This window comes from Kitasatospora sp. NPDC029367, assembly GCF_055569135.1.
Genome location: NZ_JBVHYH010000015.1, coordinates 37,769 through 51,564 on the forward strand (window position 1 = coordinate 37,769; position 13,796 = coordinate 51,564).

Annotated in this window: 13 protein-coding genes; 6 read left to right on the plus strand and 7 right to left on the minus strand. The window is 74.5% G+C overall.

The annotated features are described in order from the left end of the window. The first annotated feature begins 106 nt into the window (after positions 1–106). Positions 107–745, plus strand: coding sequence for a TetR/AcrR family transcriptional regulator (locus ACZ4W5_RS10985; protein ID WP_465653923.1), 639 nt, complete (start codon positions 107–109; stop codon positions 743–745). Positions 746–840: 95 nt separating this feature from the next. Here ACZ4W5_RS10985 and ACZ4W5_RS10990 read toward each other — a convergent pair whose 3' ends face one another. Continuing rightward, positions 841–1,272: an SRPBCC family protein gene (locus ACZ4W5_RS10990; RefSeq protein WP_465653924.1), complete on the minus strand. Its 432-nt coding sequence runs from the start codon at positions 1,270–1,272 to the stop codon at positions 841–843. Positions 1,273–1,361: 89 nt separating this feature from the next. Next, positions 1,362–1,844, minus strand: coding sequence for an SRPBCC family protein (locus ACZ4W5_RS10995; protein ID WP_465653925.1), 483 nt, complete (start codon positions 1,842–1,844; stop codon positions 1,362–1,364). A 61-nt stretch (positions 1,845–1,905) separates the two neighbouring features. Between ACZ4W5_RS10995 and ACZ4W5_RS11000 the strand changes: the two genes are divergently transcribed. From ACZ4W5_RS11000 to ACZ4W5_RS11010, 3 genes are all read left to right on the plus strand, one after another. After that, positions 1,906–2,499 carry a TetR/AcrR family transcriptional regulator gene (locus ACZ4W5_RS11000; RefSeq protein WP_465653926.1) on the plus strand — a complete coding sequence of 198 codons (594 nt, stop codon included), beginning with the start codon at positions 1,906–1,908 and terminating at the stop codon, positions 2,497–2,499. Between the two features lie 79 nt (positions 2,500–2,578). Beyond that, on the plus strand, positions 2,579–3,247 hold the full coding sequence (locus tag ACZ4W5_RS11005) for a formylglycine-generating enzyme family protein (RefSeq protein WP_360234671.1): 669 nt from the start codon (positions 2,579–2,581) through the stop codon (positions 3,245–3,247). A gap of 127 nt (positions 3,248–3,374) precedes the next feature. Beyond that, positions 3,375–3,896, plus strand: coding sequence for a GNAT family N-acetyltransferase (locus tag ACZ4W5_RS11010; RefSeq protein ID WP_465653927.1), 522 nt, complete (start codon positions 3,375–3,377; stop codon positions 3,894–3,896). Here ACZ4W5_RS11010 and ACZ4W5_RS11015 read toward each other — a convergent pair. Together ACZ4W5_RS11015 and soxR are read right to left on the minus strand one after the other, a co-directional pair. Next, a complete protein-coding gene (locus ACZ4W5_RS11015; protein WP_465653928.1) occupies positions 3,893–4,843 on the minus strand; it encodes a phosphotransferase family protein in 951 nt (316 codons plus the stop codon). The two genes, ACZ4W5_RS11010 and ACZ4W5_RS11015, sit on opposite strands and share 4 nt — an antisense overlap. A gap of 43 nt (positions 4,844–4,886) precedes the next feature. Further along, positions 4,887–5,450, minus strand: a complete 564-nt coding sequence (gene soxR, locus ACZ4W5_RS11020; RefSeq protein WP_465653929.1) for a redox-sensitive transcriptional activator SoxR — start codon at positions 5,448–5,450, stop codon at positions 4,887–4,889. A gap of 56 nt (positions 5,451–5,506) precedes the next feature. On the opposite strand from soxR, the gene ACZ4W5_RS11025 reads away from it, so the two are divergent. Together ACZ4W5_RS11025 and ACZ4W5_RS11030 are read left to right on the plus strand one after the other, a co-directional pair. After that, entirely contained in the window at positions 5,507–6,220 is a 714-nt protein-coding gene (locus ACZ4W5_RS11025; RefSeq protein WP_360234683.1) for a transketolase, read from the plus strand. Between the two features lie 57 nt (positions 6,221–6,277). Beyond that, positions 6,278–7,171 carry a transketolase family protein gene (locus ACZ4W5_RS11030; RefSeq protein ID WP_360234686.1) on the plus strand — a complete coding sequence of 298 codons (894 nt, stop codon included), beginning with the start codon at positions 6,278–6,280 and terminating at the stop codon, positions 7,169–7,171. A 52-nt stretch (positions 7,172–7,223) separates the two neighbouring features. On the opposite strand, the gene treZ is transcribed toward ACZ4W5_RS11030, so the two are convergent. The 3 genes from treZ to glgX form a co-directional block, all read right to left on the minus strand. Next, complete coding sequence (treZ, locus tag ACZ4W5_RS11035; protein WP_465653930.1) at positions 7,224–8,963, minus strand: malto-oligosyltrehalose trehalohydrolase; 1,740 nt, start codon at positions 8,961–8,963, stop codon at positions 7,224–7,226. Further along, the gene (locus ACZ4W5_RS11040; protein ID WP_465653931.1) at positions 8,960–11,506 is read right to left on the minus strand and encodes an alpha-amylase family glycosyl hydrolase; all 2,547 of its coding nucleotides are present in this window, start codon (positions 11,504–11,506) and stop codon (positions 8,960–8,962) included. Before ACZ4W5_RS11040 ends, treZ begins: the two co-directional genes overlap by 4 nt. A 94-nt stretch (positions 11,507–11,600) precedes the next feature. Further along, a complete protein-coding gene (glgX, locus tag ACZ4W5_RS11045) occupies positions 11,601–13,748 on the minus strand; it encodes a glycogen debranching protein GlgX (protein WP_465653932.1) in 2,148 nt (715 codons plus the stop codon). Positions 13,749–13,796 lie beyond the last annotated feature (48 nt).

The following is a 13,796-nucleotide window of genomic DNA, read 5'->3' on the forward strand; positions in this document are numbered from 1 at the left end:
TATGGGCATCATCTAAAATGGGCAAGGGAGGCCCGGGTGGGAGAGTTGGGAGCACCATCGGGGGACCGCTGGGACACCACCACAGGACGACGAAGGGAGCGCGGACATGCCCCGCGTCTCACGCGCCGAGGCCGAACGCCACCGTCAGGAGGTCATCGACCACACCGCCAGGCTGATCCGGGAGAAGGGCTCCGAGCAGGTCAGCGTCCCCCGGGCGATGGCCGCGGCCGGGCTCACCCACGGCGGCTTCTACCGGCACTTCTCGTCCAAGGACGACCTCGTCGCCCAGGCCCTCACCGCCGCCTTCGCCGAACGCCGGGAAGCCATGGACGCCCTCGTGGACGAGCTGGCGGACGGGCGTACGGACCACCAGGCGGACGGCCCCGCGGGCGAGGGCGAGCCGCGCACCCCCCGCGCCGAGTTCCTCGCCCGCTACCTCTCCACCCTCCACCGCGACCACCCCGGCCAGGGCTGCGCCGCCGCCGCCCTGGCCGCCGACGCGGCCCGCGCCGAACCCGGCGCCCCGCTGCGCACCGCCTTCACGGCCGGACTGCGCGACCTGGTCGACGGCTTCCAGCAGCTGCCCGACCCGGCCGGGCGCGAGGCGGCGCTCGCCGACCTGTCGACGATGGTCGGCGCACTGATGCTCGCCCGGGCGAGCGACGATCCGGGCCTGTCCGCCGAGCTCCTCGCCGCGGCCCGGCACCGCCTGGCCGCGACGGGGGAGGGCGCGCCGCCGGCGTAGGGCGAGGGACTGCCCGGCCGGCGGCCTGCGGCCTGCGCACGAGAAGTCGACCAGGCCGACTTCTCGTGCCGCGCCCGCCGCCCCCGCCTCCGATCTCAGCCCGCGAAGCGATCCCGCAGGGCGGCCAGGCCGGTGGTGAAGACGCCGTGCACGCGCTCGGTGGACTCCTTGCGGTGCTCCGCCTCGATGTCGTACGTCACGCTCCACTCCACGAAGCTGGCGCCCAGCTCGGTCACCGGGGTGACCCGCAGGGTGGCGCGGTAGGTGTCGAAGTGGAAGGTGCCGTCGGGGAAGCTGTAGGTGTAGGCGCGGGCCTCGTCGTCGTAGGCGACCAGGGTCTCCCGCAGCACCACGCCGTCGAACTCGAACACCCGGACCGCGCCGATCGCGTTGCCCGTCAGCTCGTTGCCGAGCCGGCTCGCCGGCAGGTGGGGGTGCCACTCGCCGAGGGCGTGGAAGTCCCCGACCAGTTCCCAGACCCGCTCGGCCGGGGCCTCCACCACCGTGCTGACCGTCAGACCCGCCATCGCCGTCGCCGCCTCTCGTCCGCTGTTCCCGTCGGTCGGGCACCATCCTGGCGGTGCGTCAGGTGCGGGCGCCAGGGGGCGTGGCGTGGTCAGCGGTGGGCCAGCCGGCGCAGCAGCCGTACGGGGGCGCTCCAGCGCGCCGGGGAGTCCACGGCAGCGCCGCAGGCGCGGACGGCCCGGTCGAGGGAGTCCTCCAGCAGGGCGTCGTGCAGCCAGCGGAAGGCCAGCGGCCAGCTCAGCCGCCCGGGGCCGTGCAGTCGCATCGCGATGGTGTGACGCAGCAGCGAACCGCCGTTCGCGGGCTGGACGGTGAACTCGTGGAACCCGTCGAACCCGCGCGGCCCGCTGAACCGGAACCGCACCCACCGGCCCGGCTGGTACCCGACGACCCGGTAGCGGACCGACCCGTGTCCGCCGGCGGCGCCGACCGCGAGCGGGCCGTCGAGTCGCAGCGGGGGCCAGTCGGAGCCGGGCCAGAGCCGGTCGTCCGGGCCGGCGAGGCCGTCGAGGAGTGCGCCGACCGTCGACTCCGGTGCCGGGATGGTGCGTTCGTGGATGTTGAGCACGGCCACAGCGGATCCTCCTGGTTTTGGATGGGTCCATCCAATTGAATTGGAGAGTACTCTCCATTGCATGCCCAGGCCACCCCGCCACGACGAAGCCACCCTCCTCGACGCCGCCGTGCGCCTCGCGGCCGCCGGCGGCCCGGCCGCCGTCACCATGTCCGCCGTGGCCCGCGAGAGCGGCGCGCCCAACGGTTCCGTCTACCACCGTTTCCCCCAACGCTCCGCCCTGCTGGCCGAGTTGTGGCTGCGCACGCTGGGGGAGTTCCACGCCGCCTACCTGCCGGTCCTCGCCGAGCAGACCGAGCCGCGGCTCGTCGCCGGGGCAGCCGCCCGGGAGGTCGTCGCCTGGAGCCGGGCGAACCGGGAGCGGGCCGTCGTCCTGCTGCACGGTGCGGAGGCCTTCGGCCGGGCCGAGTGGCCGGAGGAGCAACTGCGGCGCGAACGGCAGGCCGGGCGGCGGGTGCGGCAGGCGGTGGAGGGGCTCGCCGAGCGGCTCGGCGCCGTGACGCCGCTGGACCTCGACCGGGTCACCCTCGCCGTCGTCGGCCTGCCGCTCGCCGTCGTCCGGGGCCACCTGCACGCGGGCACCCCGCTGCCCGCCCATGTGGAGGAGCTGGCCGAGCGCGGCGCCGTCGACCTGCTGGGCGGAGTCGGGCGGTAGCGCGGCCGAGGGGCCGAGGGGTCGAGGGGCCGAGCCGGACGGTAGGGCGGCCGGGGGACGGGCCGTAGGATCGCCGATCATGGAACCCCGTACCGGACCCAGCGCCGCGCCGATCGCCGTTCCGCCCGGCCGCGTCACGCTCTCCGACCGCCGCACCCAGCGGAGTTGGAGCGTCGAGGTGGCCCCCTTCGAGCTGGCGCCCTGTCCGGTCACCCGCGAGCAGTACGAGGGCCTCACCGGCGACCGCCGCCCCGCGCACAGCGTCTCCTGGCTCGACGCCGTCCGGTACTGCAACGAGCTGTCCCGGCGCGAGGGCCTCGCGCCCGCCTACCGGGTGGACGGCGAGGACGTCGCCTGGGACCGCGCCGCCGACGGCCACCGGCTGCCCACCGAGGCCGAATGGGAGCACGCCTGCCGCGCCGGCACCGACGGGCCGCGCTACGGCCCGCTGGACGAGATCGCCTGGCACCGCGGCAACTCCGGCGAACGCCCGCACCCGGTCGGCGAGCTGCGGCCCAACGCCCTCGGGCTGTACGACCTGCTCGGCAACGTGTGGGAGTGGTGCTGGGACCTCTACGACCCCGAGGTGTACGGCAGTTACCGCGTCCTGCGCGGCGGCGGCTGGTTCGACGAGCACTGGAGCTGCCGCGCCTCCGTCCGCCGCCGCAGCCACCCGACCCTGCGGATCGACGACGTCGGCTTCCGGCTCGCCCGGTCGATCCGGCGGGAAGTTCCTTCGGTGCAGTAGATACTGCGCCCAACTCCTGCCCGGGGCGGGGGCGGGGCATCGTGCTGCGCTACAGCCTGCTGCGCACCGACCCGCGCCCCGCCTCCGGCTGAGGAACGGCCGAACGACCTCCGTCGTTGCCGGGGGCATGGATGCAGAGAAGATCTTCCTCCGGCCGATCGCCGAAGCCGACCTCACCGCGCTGGGCGGGATGCTGAACGACCCCGAGGCGCTGGGCGAGTTCCAGTGGTACGGCTGGGCGGACCCGGAGCGCTTCCGCCGCCGCTGGGCGGAGAACGGGCTGCTGAGCGAGGAGCAGTCGGTGTTCGCCGTGGCCGCCGAGGGGGAGTTCCTCGGCTTCGTCGCCGCCACCCGCAAGGCGGCGCGGCCGACCACCCCGTACTGGAGCATCGGTGCGCAGCTGCTGCCGCAGGCACGGGGCCGGGGCATCGGCACCCGAGCCCAACGCCTGTTGGTGGACTACCTGTTCGCGCACAGCACGGCGGTGCGGCTGGAGGCGGACACCGAGGCCGGCAACCTTGCCGAGCAGCGCGTCCTGGAGAAGCTGGGCTTCACCCGCGAGGGCGTTCACCGGTCGATGGTCTTCCGCGCCGGGGAGTGGCGCGACATGGTCTACTACAGCCTGCTGCGCACCGACCCGCGCTCTTAGGCAGTCCCGAACCACTCCTCGGCGAGGTCGTCCAGGGTGCGCGCCGAGGGCTTCAACTCCCGCAGGTACCAGGGCAGGTTGCTGTACACGTGGAGCAGCGTGTACGCCATCAGCAGGCGCGGTTCGAAGGGGCGGCCGTAGGCGGCGAGCAGCCGTCCGAGCAGGTGGGGGTCGGCGCGGGTGGTGAACAGGCCGACGGCGACCAGGTCGTAGGCCGGGTCGCCGATCATGGCGGGCTCGAAGTCGATCAGGCCGGTGAGCCGCCAGCCGTCGGCCGGGTCGGTGATCAGGTGCTCGCGCATGAACTCGGTGTGCAGCAGGGCGCGTTGCGGGCCGGCCGGGAGCGGGGCGGCGGACAGGAAGTCCGGGATCTGCTCCAACCAGGCCTCGGGCAGGCCGCGTTCGCGCTGCCGGGCGACGGCGCCCGCGCGCTGGCGGGCCAGGAAGGCCGGCCAGTCGCCGGGCGGGAGGGCGTCGGCGAGCGGCTCCGCGCCCGGGGCGGCCGCGCTGCGCGAGGTGTCCAGGGCGTGCAGGGCGGCGAGCGCCTCGCCGCAGTCGCGGGCGATCCGCTCGCGCTCGGGCTGCGGGACGCGCGGCCAGGCCGGGGCCAGGCCCTCGCCGTGCAGGCGGGACATCAGGACGTAGCGCCAGCCGTTGACGTACTCGCCGGCCGCCCGGAGCGCGGGAGTGGGGACGGGGAGCCGGCCCGCCAGGAAGGCCAGGACGCGCTCCTCGGCCAGTGCGTCCCGGGCGGAGGGTGCCGGGAACAGCTTGAGCACGTGCTCGGAGCCCACCGCGTAGACCGGCACGGAGCCCTCCGCGAAGCGCTCCAGCGCCTGCCCGCCGACGCCCAGCCGCGCGCACAGCGCCTCGGCGCCCGGGCGCAGCACCGCTTCGTCGGGGACGACGGCGTCCCCCCGTTCGTCCGTCTCCACCAAGGGCAGCATGCCTGCACCGTAGGCACACCAATGGCCCGGTGGCAAAGGCTTTTCAGTGCGACGAGCCCCCCGCGCGCCCCTGGGGACCGCAGCCGCCCGGGAGGTCCGGCGGGGTGGGCTCCGGCCCGCTGTCCGGGTCGCGGGTGACCAGGTAGCGGGCGCCGGGGCCGGCCTCGGCGGCGCGGTCGTCCGCGTTGTAGAGGGCGCAGCGGGTGAGCGAGAGGCAGCCGCAGCCGATGCAGCCGGTGAGCTTGGCCTTGAGTCGTTCGAGCTCGGCGATCTGTTCGTCGATCCGGCTCTGCCAGGACTGGGCGACGACGTCCCATTCGGTGCCGCTGGGGGCGGGGCGTTCGGGCAGTCGGTCGAGGGCGACCCTGGCCTCGTCCAGGGAGAGGCCGACCCGCTGGGCGGCCCGGACGAAGGCGACCCGGCGCAGCGTGCCGCGCGGGTAGCGGCGCTGGCCGCCGGCGGTGCGGGTGGCGTGGATCAGGCCGAGGCTCTCGTAGTAGCGCAGCGCGGAGTGGGCCAGCCCGCTGCGGGCGGCCAGCTGTCCGATGGTGAGCAGGTCGCCGGGGCGCGGGGCGGCGGTGCGGACGCTGCCGGGTATCGCGGTCATGGGCACTCACTGTAGCCGCTTGACCTCAAGTTCGCTTTAAGTTGCACGATCGACGCATGACGACGACGACCAGTACGGAAACCGTGGGCCGGGCCCGTTTCGCGGACCTGCCGAACCTGATGGCCCTGATGACCGGCGACGAGAAGCACGGCCCCGCCGCCACCTCCACCCTGGACGCCCTGTGGGTGCTGTACGACCGGGTGCTGCGGGTCTCCCCGGACACCGCCGACGCCCAGGACCGTGACCGCTTCCTGCTCTCCAAGGGCCACGGCCCGATGGCCTACTACGCCGTGCTCGCGGCCAAGGGCTTCCTCGATCCGGCCGTGCTGCCGAGCTTCGGCGGCTACGACTCGCCGCTCGGCCACCACCCGGACCGCGCCCTGCTGCGCGGGGTGGAGATCTCCTCCGGCTCGCTCGGCCACGGCCTGCCGCTGGGCGTGGGCACCGCGCTCGGGCTGCGGGCCCAGGGGCTGGCGGACCCGGCGGTGTGGGTGCTGGTCGGCGACGCCGAGTTCGACGAGGGTTCCAACCACGAGGCGGTGGCCTTCGCCGGTGCGTACGGCCTGGACCGGCTCCACGTGGTGGTGATCGACAACTCCTCGGCCACCCACGGCTGGCAGGGCGGCATCGCCCGGCGCTTCGCCGCCGAGGGGTGGTCCACCGCGACCGTCGACGGCCGCGACCACGAGGCGCTGTACCGGGCGTACACCGCCGAGCACCCGGGTCGCCCGCACGCGGTGGTCGCCCGGGTCGAGCCGAAGGACTCCTGACCGCGCCGAACAACCCCTGAGCACACCAACCAGAGCGCAGCGAAAGGCACTTCACCGATGGACACCATGCGCGACCGCTTCGTCGACGTCACCACCCGACTGCTGGACGAGGACCCCCGACTGGCCGTGGTGCTCGCCGACATCACCGCCGCCGCCTTCGGGCCGGCCCAACGGCGCCACCCCGACCGGGTGGTCAACGTCGGCATCCGGGAGCAGCTGCTGATCGGCGCGGCCGGCGGACTGGCGCTGACCGGGATGCGTCCGATCGCCCACACCTTCGCCAGCTTCCTGATCGAACGACCCTGGGAGCAGGTCAAGTTGGACCTGGTCCACCAGGGCGTCGGCGCGGTGCTGGTGAGCGCGGCCGGCTCCTACGACTGGCCGGCCGGCGGCCGTACCCACATGTCCCCGGGCGACGTCGCCCTGTTGGACACCCTGCCGGACTGGACGGTGCACGTCCCCGGCCACCCGGACGAGGCCGAGCGGCTGCTGCGCGACGCCTACGCGGACGGTGACCGCAACGTGTACGTGCGGCTCTCGGCGCACCAGAACGCCGTGCCGGTCGCCGTCGAGCCCGGCCGCTTCACCACCGTCCGCACCGGCGGCCGCGGCGTGGTGCTGGCCGTCGGCCCGATGCTGGACGCGGTGCTCGCGGCCACCGAGGGCCTGGACGTCACCGTGCTGTACGCGGCGACGGTGCGCCCCTTCGACGCCGCCGGACTGCGCGCCGCGCTGGGCGACAAGCCGGACGTGGTCCTGGTGGAGCCCTACCTGGCGGGCACCTCGGCGAACGAGGCGCACGCGGCGCTGGCCGACCGCCCGCACCGGGTGCTGGCCCTGGGCGTGCCGCGCGAGGAGCACCGGCAGTACGGGTCGATCCCGGAGCACCTGGCCGCCTACGGCCTGGACGCGGCCTCGCTCCGGGAGCGGATCGGCACCTTCCTCTGGTGAGGCCTCGGGCCACGCGCACGGCGGAACCTCAGGCCACGCACACGGTGAGGCCTCAGCCCACCCGGACGACCGCCACCGCGTCCGCCGCCAGCCGAACTGCCGTGTCCACCAGCGCCGCCGCGCCGAAGGCCGCCACCACCTCCCGCCCGGCGCCGCCCAGCGGCAGCAGCGCCTCGCCCGGGCCCAGGTTGACCGCGATCCGGTACGGCCCCCGGTGCAGCACCAGCCAGCCCGCCGCCTCGTCGTGCTCGACCCGCACCGCGCCGAGGTCCGGGTCGGCCAGCTCCGGCCGGGCGCGCCGCAGCCCGATCAACGTCCGGTGCCAGTCGAGGAGTTCGGCGTGCGGGGCGCGCCGGGGCTCGGTCCAGTCGAGCACCGAGCGGAGCACGGTGGCCGGCTCCTGCGGGTCCGGGACGGCCTCGGCGGCCCAGCCGTGCTCGGCGAACTCCCGCCGCCGGCCCTGCCGGACGGCCTCCGCCAGGGCCGGGTCGGTGTGGTCGGTGAAGTACTGCCAGGGGGTGGCGGCGGCCCACTCCTCGCCCATGAACAGCATCGGGGTGAACGGCGAGGTGAGCACCAGCGCGGCGCCGCAGGCCAGTCGGCCGGGGGTGAGCGAGGTGGAGATCCGGTCGCCGAGCGCCCGGTTGCCGACCTGGTCGTGGGTCTGGAGGTAGCCGAGCAGCCGGTGGCCCGCCGCACCGGCCCCGAACGGGCGGCCGTGGCTGCGCCCCCGGAAGGAGGACCAGGTGCCGTCGTGGAAGAAGCCGTGGCGCAGCACCTTGGCCAGGGCGGTGAGCGGCGCGGTCGCGAAGTCCGCGTAGTAGCCCTGGGATTCGCCGGTCAGTGCGCAGTGCAGGGCGTGGTGGAAGTCGTCGTTCCACTGGGCGGTGAGGCCCTGGCCGCCGGCCTCGCGGGGGGCGGTGGTGCGCGGGGTGTTGAGGTCGGATTCGGCGATCAGGAACAGCGGACGGTTCGACGAGGTCGCCAACTTCTCGACCTCACACGAGAGTTCCTCCAGGAAGTGGACGGCTCGGTCGTCCACGAGGGCGTGCACGGCGTCCAGCCGCAGGCCGTCGATCCGGTAGTCGCGCAGCCAGGCGAGCGCGCTGCCGACCAGGTAGGCGCGTACCTCGTCCGAGCCGGGCGCGTCCAGGTTGACCGCCGAGCCCCAGGGGGTGTGGTGCCGGTCGGTGAAGTAGGGGCCGTACGCGGGGAGGTGGTTGCCGGACGGGCCGAGGTGGTTGTGCACCACGTCGAGCACCACCCCGAGGCCCTTGCGGTGTGCGGCGTCCACGAAGCGCTTGAGCCCCTCCGGGCCGCCGTAGGGCTCGTGCACGGCCCAGGGCGAGACGCCGTCGTAGCCCCAGCCGTGCTTGCCGGGGAACGGGCAGACCGGCATCAGTTCGACGAAGTCCACGCCCAACTCGACCAGGTGGTCCAGGTGTTCGGCGGCCGCGTCGAAGGTGCCGCGGGCGGTGAAGGTGCCGACGTGCAGCTCGTAGAGCACCGCGCCGGGCAGGGCCCGGCCGCGCCAGCCGGTGTCCGACCAGCGGAAGGCGGCGTGGTCGACCGCCCGGCTGGGGCCGTCGGGGCCGTAGGGCTGGCGGGGCGAGCGCGGGTCGGGCAGCGGTGGGCCGCCGTCGAGCCGGAAGGCGTAGTCGCCCGCCGGGGCCTCGCCGCTCCACCAGCCGTCGCGGTCCGGGCAGCGCTCCAACTCGTAGGCGCTGCCGCCGACTTCCACGTCCACCCGGCGCGTCGCGTTCGGCGCCCAGACCTCGTAGCGCGAGCTCATCGGCCCCTCCTGGTCAGCAGCGCCACCGGGTACGTCGCCAGCAGTTCCGCCACCGGCACCGGACCGGCGGGGAAGTCGCGCAACGACAGCTGGTCGGTCCACGGCCCGCCGGGCGGCAGCTCCAGCACGGCGTCGCGCCAGCCGCCCGCCCGCTCCAGCCCGTACGGGAGCCGGGTGACGGCGGTGACCACGTCCTCGCCGCGGGCGAAGGCGAGCAGGTGGTCAGGGGCGGCCAGCGGCCGGTAGGCGCCGAGCGGGCCGGAGCGGCGCAGGTGCAGCGCGGTGGCGGTCAGGTGGAGCTTCTCCCGGGCGAGGTCGCCGGGGCGCGGGGTGGCCGCGTCGGTGAGCCGTACGGCGAGCGCGCCGAGGTCCACCACGCCCCGGTTGTCCGGGTCGACCAGGGTGTACAGCGGCTCCTCGCTGCCCTGGAAGAGGTCCGGCACACCGGGGACGGTCAGGTGCAGCAGGGCGGCGGCCAGGGTGTTGGCGCGGGCGTAGGGGGCGAGCGCCCGCACCCGGCCCTCGATCCGGGTGAGCAGCGCGGCGTTGCCGTGGACGGCGCGGGCCCGCTGCTCCAGGGCCTGCTCGTACCCGGCGTCGGGGCTGGTCCAGGAGGTGTGCAGCTTGGCCTCGCGCACGGCCTTGAGCAGGGCGGCGACCAGCCGGTCCGGGGTGATCGGCCAGGCGGCCACCAGGGTGTGCCAGAGCAGCCAGTCGGCGTCCCGGTCGAGCCCGGGGGCGGCGGGCCCGGCGGCGGCGGACCAGGCGGTGACCTCGGCGGCCCAGGCCTGCGGCTGCTCGGCGAGGACGGCGAGGCGGGCCCGGGCGTCGGCGCTGCGCTTGGTGTCGTGGGTGGAGAGCGCCGTCATGCTGTGCGGCCAGCTGCGCTCCAGGTACCGGCACCAGTCGTGGAACGCGGCCGGGGACAGCCCGGGCCGGGCGGGGTCGCCGCCGACCTCGTTGAGGCCGGGCAGCGCGTTCCAGCGGTAGAAGGCGGTGTCCTCGACGCCCTTGGCGGCCACGGCGGCGGCGGTCTGGGCGAAGCGCACGCAGAACTCGTCCTTGTCCGCGCTGCGGCCCAGCCGGCCGAGGGCGAGGGCGGCGACCAGGCGCTCGGTCGGGTCGGCGGCGTCGTCCACCGGCAGCCCGGGGTCGTCGGCGGGCTCGCCGGGCCGGGCGTACGGCCGGTACACCGGGTAGTGGGTGAGCAGCCGGCGCAGCGCCGCGCGCAGCTGCCAGGGCGCGTGGTCGGCGTGCGCGGGTTCGGCGGCGCCGATCCGCAGGGCGATCCGGACCAGCCGCTCGACCTCGGCGGTCAGCTCGCCGCCGGGCCCGGTCATCTCGGCCCGGCCGCGCAGCGCGGCGGCGACGGCGGGGTGCTGGAGCGCCCCGCCGGGCTCGTGGCCCGGCCCCCCGCCGGGCAGGTCCGCCTCGCCGCCAGGGACCGCCCCGCCGCCCGGGACCGCCCCGCCCCGCAGGAAGGCCTCGTACGCCTCGGCCAGCCGGCGGGCGCCCGCCGGGTCGGTGAGCACGCCGTCGATGCGGCGCAGCGCGTCGTAGCCGGTGGTGCCGGCCACCGGCCAGTCCGCGGGCAGCCGCTCCTCGCCGGTGAGGATCTTCTCGACCACGACGTAGGCGCCGCCAGTGGCGTCGGCCAGGCGGCGCAGGTAGCCGCGCGGGTCGGCGAGCCCGTCGGGGTGGTCGATCCGGAAGCCGTCCAGGACGCCGTCGGCGTGCAGCCGCAGCAGCACGGCGTGGGTGGCGGCGAAGACCTCCGGGTCCTCGGCCCGGACGGCGATCAGCTCGTTGACGGTGAAGAAGCGCCGGTAGTTGAGCTCGGTGCGGGCCAGCCGCCACCAGGCGAGCCGGTACCACTGCCGGGCCAGCAGTTCCGGGAGCGGGAGCCGTTCGGTGCCGGGGCGCAGCGGCAGCTCGTGCCGGTGGTAGCGCAGCACCTCGCCGTCGACCACCAGCTGGTCGAGGACGGTGCCGATCCGGTCGCCGAGCAGCGGCAGCAGGACCCGGCCGCGCTCCGGGGCGTCGGCGGGGCCGGGCTGGGCGGTCCAGTCGATGTCGAACCAGCGGGCGTACGGCGAGTCGGGCCCGTCCCGGAGCACCTGCCGGAGCGGCTCGTTGAGCCGCTCGGGGACGGGCACGGCCATGTGGTTGGGCACCACGTCGGCGAGCAGCCGCAGGCCGTGCCGGTGGGCCTCGGCGGCCAGGGCGCGCAGCGCGCTCTCGCCGCCGAGCTGTTCGCTGATCCGGGTGTGGTCGACGGTGTCGTAGCCGTGGGTGGAGCCCGGGGTGGCCTCCAGCAGCGGGGAGAGGTGCAGGTGGGAGACGCCGAGGGCGGCCAGGTAGGGGACGGCGGCGGTGGCGTCGCGCAGGGTGAAGCCGGGCTGGAGCTGGAGGCGGTACGAGGCGCTGGGGACAGCGGTGGGAGGGGTGGCGGCGGTGGGAGGGGTAGCGGCGGTCGGAGGGGTAGCGGCGGTCGGAGGGGTAGCGGCCGGGCGGGGCTGCGCGGGCTCGGCGGCGGAGGTCATAGCTCCATAGGTACCCGGCCGGGCCCGCCGCCAAGACCCGGTGCTGACCCGAACAGGTGAGCGCAAGATCCCCATGGGATCCCCGGCACCCGGGTCAGGCCGGCCGCTGGAGCACCATCAGCGAGCGGTCGGTGAGCCACAGGGCGTCGCCGGCCTTGACCCGGGCCCCGGCCCCGGGGGCGGGCAGCCGGGGCTGCGCGGTGTCGACCACGACCCGCCACTCCTGCCCGTGGTCGGCGGGGACGGTGAACTCCAGCGGCTCGAAGTGGGCGTTGAACATCAGCAGGAAGGAGTCGTCGACGATCCGCCCGCCGCGCCGGTCCGGTTCGGAGATGGCGTAGCCGTTGAGGAAGACGGTCAGCGACTTGGCGTAGCTGGCGCCCCAGTTGCGCTTGGTCATCTCCTCCCCGGCGGGGGTGAACCAGGCGATGTCGGTGAGGTCGTCGTAGCCGTCCGGGGCGGGGGCGACGGCGCCGTGCCGCCCGGAGACCGGCCGCCCGTGGAAGAACCGGCGCCGCCGGAACACCGGGTGGTCGCGGCGCAGCCAGATCATCCCCTGGGTGAACTCCAGCAGCCGGGCGGCCGGGCCGTCGCCCTCGGGCCAGTGCACCCAGGCGAGTTCGTTGTCCTGGCAGTAGGCGTTGTTGTTGCCCTGCTGGGTGCGGCCGAGCTCGTCGCCGTGGGAGAGCATCGGCACGCCCTGGGAGAGCATCAGGGTGGCGATGAAGTTGCGCTGCTGGCGCGCTCGCAGCTCCTCGACGGCCGGGTCGGCGCTGGGGCCCTCGGTGCCGCAGTTCCAGGAGCGGTTGAAGGACTCGCCGTCCCGGTTGTCCTCGCCGTTGGCCTCGTTGTGCTTGTCGTTGTAGGAGACCAGGTCGCGCAGGGTGAAGCCGTCGTGGCAGGTGACGAAGTTGATGGAGGCGATCGGGCGGCGGCCGTCGTCCTGGTAGAGGTCGGAGGAGCCGGTGAGCCGGGAGCCGAACTCGGCCAGGGTGGCGTTCTCGCCGCGCCACAGGTCGCGCACGGTGTCCCGGTACATGCCGTTCCACTCCGTCCACAGCGGCGGGAAGTTGCCGACCTGGTAGCCGCCCTCGCCGAGGTCCCAGGGCTCGGCGATCAGCTTGGCCTGGGAGACCACCGGGTCCTGCTGCACCAGGTCGAAGAACGAGGACAGCCGGTCGACCTCGTGGAACTGCCGGGCCAGGGTGGCGGCGAGGTCGAAGCGGAAGCCGTCCACGTGCATCTCGGTGACCCAGTAGCGCAGCGAGTCCATGATCAGCTGGAGCACGTGCGGGCTGCGCATCAGCAGGCTGTTGCCGGTGCCGGTGGTGTCCTCGTAGAAGCGCTGGTCCTGGGCGAGGCGGTAGTAGGAGACGTTGTCCAGGCCGCGCAGCGACAGCGTCGGCCCGAGGTGGTTGCCCTCGGCGGTGTGGTTGTAGACGACGTCCAGGATCACCTCGATCCCGGCCGAGTGCAGCGCCTTGACCATCGACTTGAACTCCTGCACCTGCTGGCCGCGGTCGCCGGTGGAGGAGTAGGAGGAGTGCGGGGCGAAGAAGCCGATGGTGTTGTAGCCCCAGTAGTTGGCCAGCCCGAGGTCGCGCAGCCGGTGGTCGCGGACGAACTGGTGCACGGGCATCAGCTCGATCGCGGTGACGCCCAGCTTGGCCAGGTGCTCGATCACCGCCGGGTGGGCCAGGGCCGCGTAGCTGCCGCGGATCTCCTCGGGGATGCCGGGGTGCAGCTTGGTGAGGCCCTTGACGTGGGCCTCGTAGATGACGGTGCGGTGGTAGTCGGTGCGCGGCGGGTGGTCGGTGCCCCAGTCGAAGTACGGGTTGATGACCACCGAGTGCATGGTGTGCGGAGCGGAGTCGAGGTCGTTGCGGCGCTCGGGTGCGCCGAAGTGGTAGCCGTACACGGACTCGTCCCAGTCGATGTGTCCGCTCATCGCCTTGGCGTACGGGTCCAGGAGCAGTTTGGCGCTGTTGTGCCGCTGGCCCAGGCCCGGGTTGTACGGGCCGTGCACCCGGAAGCCGTAGCGCTGGCCGGGCTGGACGCCCGGGAGGTAGGCGTGCCGGACGAAGGCGTCCGTCTCGCGCAGTTCGACGGCGGTCTCCGAGCCGTCCTCGTCGATCAGGCACAGCTCGATCCGGTCGGCACTCTCCGAGAACACCGCGAAGTTGGTGCCGACCCCGTCGTAGGTGGCGCCGAGGGGGTAGGGCTTACCGGGCCAGACCTGCATGAGTCCTCAACTTCCTTGTGACATACGGAAACTGATGTGTAGTCCGAC

Bases quoted from the DNA above. Each gene is read 5' to 3' on its own strand.
- ACZ4W5_RS10985 (WP_465653923.1), top strand. From the start codon at position 107: ATGCCCCGCGTCTCACGCGCCGAGGCCGAACGCCACCGTCAGGAGGTC.
- ACZ4W5_RS11040 (WP_465653931.1), bottom strand. From the start codon at position 11,506: ATGACCTCCGCCGCCGAGCCCGCGCAGCCCCGCCCGGCCGCTACCCCT.
- ACZ4W5_RS10990 (WP_465653924.1), bottom strand. From the start codon at position 1,272: ATGGCGGGTCTGACGGTCAGCACGGTGGTGGAGGCCCCGGCCGAGCGG.
- ACZ4W5_RS11015 (WP_465653928.1), bottom strand. From the start codon at position 4,843: ATGCTGCCCTTGGTGGAGACGGACGAACGGGGGGACGCCGTCGTCCCC.
- glgX (WP_465653932.1), bottom strand. From the start codon at position 13,748: ATGCAGGTCTGGCCCGGTAAGCCCTACCCCCTCGGCGCCACCTACGAC.
- ACZ4W5_RS11025 (WP_360234683.1), top strand. From the start codon at position 5,507: ATGACGACGACGACCAGTACGGAAACCGTGGGCCGGGCCCGTTTCGCG.
- ACZ4W5_RS11000 (WP_465653926.1), top strand. From the start codon at position 1,906: ATGCCCAGGCCACCCCGCCACGACGAAGCCACCCTCCTCGACGCCGCC.
- treZ (WP_465653930.1), bottom strand. From the start codon at position 8,963: ATGAGCTCGCGCTACGAGGTCTGGGCGCCGAACGCGACGCGCCGGGTG.
- ACZ4W5_RS11010 (WP_465653927.1), top strand. From the start codon at position 3,375: ATGGATGCAGAGAAGATCTTCCTCCGGCCGATCGCCGAAGCCGACCTC.
- ACZ4W5_RS11005 (WP_360234671.1), top strand. From the start codon at position 2,579: ATGGAACCCCGTACCGGACCCAGCGCCGCGCCGATCGCCGTTCCGCCC.
- ACZ4W5_RS11030 (WP_360234686.1), top strand. From the start codon at position 6,278: ATGGACACCATGCGCGACCGCTTCGTCGACGTCACCACCCGACTGCTG.
- soxR (WP_465653929.1), bottom strand. From the start codon at position 5,450: ATGACCGCGATACCCGGCAGCGTCCGCACCGCCGCCCCGCGCCCCGGC.